The organism is Actinosynnema sp. (assembly GCF_052038725.1).
Genome location: NZ_JBQGCX010001099.1, coordinates 1 through 3,957 on the forward strand (window position 1 = coordinate 1; position 3,957 = coordinate 3,957).

Here is a 3,957-nt window from a genome sequence, read left to right on the forward strand (position 1 = left end):
CGACTCCCCGAACCGATGCCGCAGGACGGACTCAGCATCACTGTTGGTGATCTACTACTGGATCACCTGACGTTCGGGTGAGACAGTGCCCGCGTGCCGCCCACCGCTGATTTTATTCCACACTGAAGTCATCGCACCTCCAGCAGAAATTCCGTCACACCCACACGCCAGAGTGACGCCCCACCCCCACCGGGTGAAACCGACCTACCTGGGGTTGTCCTGCCAGTAGTCCACCGCGCCCTGCAGCACGGTCCGGAACAGCGAGAAGTTCACCGGCTTGTACACATAACTGTCCGCCCCCGCCGCGTAACACCGGTCGATGTCCGCCGACGCCGTGGACGAGGTGAACACCACCACCGTCAGCGACGCCAGCTCCGGATCCGCCCGCACGTCCGCCAGCAGCCGGTACCCGTCGACCCCCGGCATGTTCAGGTCCAGCAGGATCAGGTTCGGCCGGGACCGCGAGCCGTCGCGCAACCGCGCCAGCAGGTCGCCCCCGTCCGGCAGGAACTCCAGCAGCAGCTCGGGGTGCGAGCGCGACAGGGCGCGGTCGATCGCCTCCCGGTCCTCCTCGCTGTCCTCCACCACCAGGAGCAGCCGCTGCGCGGTCAGTCCGTCAGCTCGGCCCACGCCACGCGCCCTTCCCCAGTGATCTCCACGCGCGCCCACTCGGCGTCGCCGTCCACGGCCACCCGCACCGCGCTCACGCCCTCCAGCGCGCACTCCGCCAGGAACGCCACCAGCCGCTCGGGCAGCTCCGCCGGAGCCGAGTCGCCCCGCAGCCCCCGCACCGCCGCCAGCGCCGCGTCCCCGGCCGCCGAGGGCGGCAGCTCGGCCCGCAGCGCCCGCGCCCCCGTGCACCGGATCGCGAGCACCGCCGCGTCGTCGCCGACGTGGTACCGGCCGCTGCCCGCGATCAGCGACGACGCCAGGTCCGACAGCGGCAGCCCGCGCAGCCTGCTGAGCGTGGGCTCCAGGTCGGTGTCCCCGAAGAACCGCCCCTCGGCGTCGCGGGCCTCGATCAGGCCGTCCGTGTACATCACCAGCGCGTCACCGGGCCGCAGGACGTCGGTGGCGGTGCGCAGGCGCAGGTCGGGGAGCACACCCACCAGCCTGCCCGTGCTGCGGCTCTCCCGCACGGCGCCGTCGCGGCGCACCAGCAGCGTCGGCGGGTGCCCGGCGGACAGGGTCCGCACCCGGAAGCCGGACTCGGCCGCCCAGAACGTGGCCGTGGCCAGGGTCAGGAAGCGGGTGACCCCGATGCGCAGCATCTTGTCGTTGAGGGTGCGCACCGCGTGCTGCGCCGACCGCCCCTCCGCGAGCACGGTCTCCAGGGTGTGCCTGGCCAGCCCGGTCAGCGCGGCGGCGGGCGCGCCGCGGCCGCACACGTCGCCGATGAGCGCGGTGACCCGCCCGCCGGGCTGGTCGACCGCCCCGTAGAAGTCGCCGCCGACCTCCAGGGTGTGGTCGGCGACGTTGTAGGTGGTCGCGAACTCCAGCCCCGGCACGTCCGGCAGCATGGTCGGCAGCAGGTGCTGCTGGAGCGACAGCGCGTCCCGCCGCCGCCGCTCGTACAGGGTGGCGTTGTCGATGGACAGCGCCGCGCGGCCTGCCAGGTCCCGCAGGAACGCCCCGAGCGGGCGGCGCGGCGACCCGTCCCGGTGGAAGAACGCGAGCATCCCGACGACCCGGCCGCGCGCCCGCAGCACGCTGATGGTCATCAGCTCCAGCCCGACCTCGTCGGGCAGCCCGGACAGCCGCGTCTCCTCATCCCAGGAGGAGCTGTCGGTCCCCAGCACCACCGGCTCGCCCGCCCAGCGCCCGGCCCGCAGGTGCTCGCCGAGCCGCCGCTCGCGCCGCGCGTCGACGTGCGCGACGGCGATCAGCGCCATCCGCCCGTCCCGCTCGGCGTGGATCGCGGCCCCGTCGGCGAGACCGGGCACGGCCATCCGCACGACGGCGCGCAGGGTGTCCTCGATGTCGAGCGAGGCGTCCATGCGCAGCGAGGCCTCGGCGAGGATCGCGTCCCTGGCCTGCTGGTCGTCGAGGGCGCGGCGCTCGGTGATGTGGTGGTCGGCGGCGACGATCACGTCGGTGGCCTGCCGGATGGCGGTGACGATGTCGATGCCGACCGCGTCGGCGGGCGCGGCGTGCACGTCCGGCGTCGAGACGGCGAGCCCGAGCAGCCCCCACTCCCCCGCGGACACCTCGAACCAGGTCACCAGCAGCCCCGTGGCCCCGATCGCCGCGACCCGGTCGGCGAGGTCCGCCGACTGCTGGCGCAGCTCGTCCAGGGGCGTCAGCACGCTCTCGGTCGGCCGCGCGGGGTGCGCGGCGGTCCAGTCGAGGAGCTGCTCGGCGAGCCCGATCGGCGAGGTGACCAGCCCGTCGTGGTCCGCCCACCGCACGATCTGCACCTCGCCGCGCAGCCCGAACCGGGCCCCGATCAGGCCGCACGCGCCGGGCAGCGACAGCAGGCCGAAGTACAGCTCCTCGGAGAACCCCTTGGTGCTCATGGCGTCCGACGCCGACCGCCACAGCGCGTGCAGCCGGGTCGACCAGGGGGTCGACGGGTTCGCAGGCACCGGGTCTCCGCTCTTCCGAGCGCCGCGACGTCGGCGCTGCACAACTGTAGGGTTCCGGCACGATAATCGGTTCACGCGCCCCGCGTCGGCGTGGCCACACCCGAAGGCGGGACACGATGACAACCGGTGGCGACACCCCCGAGGAGCCCACCTCGTCGTGGCTGCCCGGCGCCCGCGACCTGGCGGCCGAGGCCGAGTCCGGGGCGCCGTTCGACCTGTCCGTCTGCGTGAACGAGCCGATCCACCGGCTGGGCGGCGTCCAATCGTACGGCGCGCTGCTGGCGGTGGGCGCGGACGGGCTGATCGAGGTCGCCAGCACCACCTGCGCGTCGATCATCGGCCGCGAGCCGGGGGACCTGGTCGGGTCCGCGCTGGAGGCGCTGGTCGGCGCCGAGGGCGTGGCCGCGGTCGACGCCACCCTCGGGGCGCCCACCGGCGACCGGGGCCTGCTGAGCCTGGCGGTGCCGGAGGGCGGGCGGGAGTTCGACGTCACGGTCTACCGGGCCGATGGGCGCGTGGTCCTGGAGCTGGAGCCGCCGACGGGCGAGCGGCCGTTCGCGTTCTCCCGCTTCTACCCGGCGGTGCGCGCGGCGCTGACCCGGTTGCAGCACGGCCGCACGGTGGAGGACGTGTGCGCGGCGGCGGTGGCCGAGATCCGGGCGCTCACCGGGTACGACCGGGTGGTGGCGTACCGCTTCGAGGGGCCGGGCGGGCCGGGCGAGGTGATCGCCGAGTCGGTGTCGGACGAGCTGGAGCCGTGGCTGGGGCTGTGGTTCCCGGCGACGGACATCCCGCCGCAGGCGAGGCGGTTGTACGAGCGCAACTGGATCCGGGTGATCCAGGACGTGGACGACGAGACGGCCGCGCTGGTCCCGCCCGCGCTGCCGGGCACGAGCGAGCCGCTGGACCTGTCGGACTCGACGCTGCGCACGGTGTCCCCGTTCCACCTGGAGTACCTGCGCAACATCGGGGTGACCTCGTCCATGTCGGTGTCGCTGCTGCGCGAGGGCGAGCTGTGGGGCCTGATCGCCTGCCACGGCCTGCGACCGCGCAGGTTGGGAGCCGAGGTGCGGGCGGCGTGCGAGTTCTTCGGGGTGACGCTGTCGCTGCAGCTGGCCGCGCTGCAGGAGGCGCAGGCGTCCCGCGGCCGGGACGGGGCGCGGACGGCGCTGTCCCGGCTGGTCGGGGGGCTGGAGGCGGACGTGGTCCGGTCGGTGCTGGAGAGCGGCGCGCTGCTGGCGGAGCTGATCCAGGCGGACGCGGTGGTGCTGCGCCTGAACGGTGTGGCGGTGCCCGCGCCGGACAGCCCGCACCCGCCGGAGCAGGCGGCCCTGGACGCCCTGTGGGCGGCGCTGCCGCCGCTGCGGGCGGG

General features: G+C 74.5%; 3 protein-coding genes. 1 reads left to right on the forward strand and 2 read right to left on the reverse strand.

Going from position 1 to position 3,957, the window contains the following annotated elements; genetic code table 11:
• Positions 1-204: 204 nt before the first annotated feature.
• Positions 205-630 (reverse strand): response regulator, encoded by a 426-nt coding sequence (locus tag ACTUAL_RS23245; RefSeq protein WP_198320477.1) that lies wholly within the window; start codon positions 628-630, stop codon positions 205-207.
• Positions 609-2,585: a PP2C family protein-serine/threonine phosphatase gene (locus tag ACTUAL_RS23250; RefSeq protein WP_440901724.1), complete on the reverse strand. Its 1,977-nt coding sequence runs from the start codon at positions 2,583-2,585 to the stop codon at positions 609-611. Before ACTUAL_RS23250 ends, ACTUAL_RS23245 begins: the two co-directional genes overlap by 22 nt.
• Positions 2,586-2,701: 116 nt before the next feature.
• Here ACTUAL_RS23250 and ACTUAL_RS23255 point away from each other — a divergent pair.
• The coding region (locus ACTUAL_RS23255) for a GAF domain-containing protein (RefSeq protein ID WP_440901725.1) at positions 2,702-3,957 on the forward strand (1,256 nt) is incomplete at its 3' end.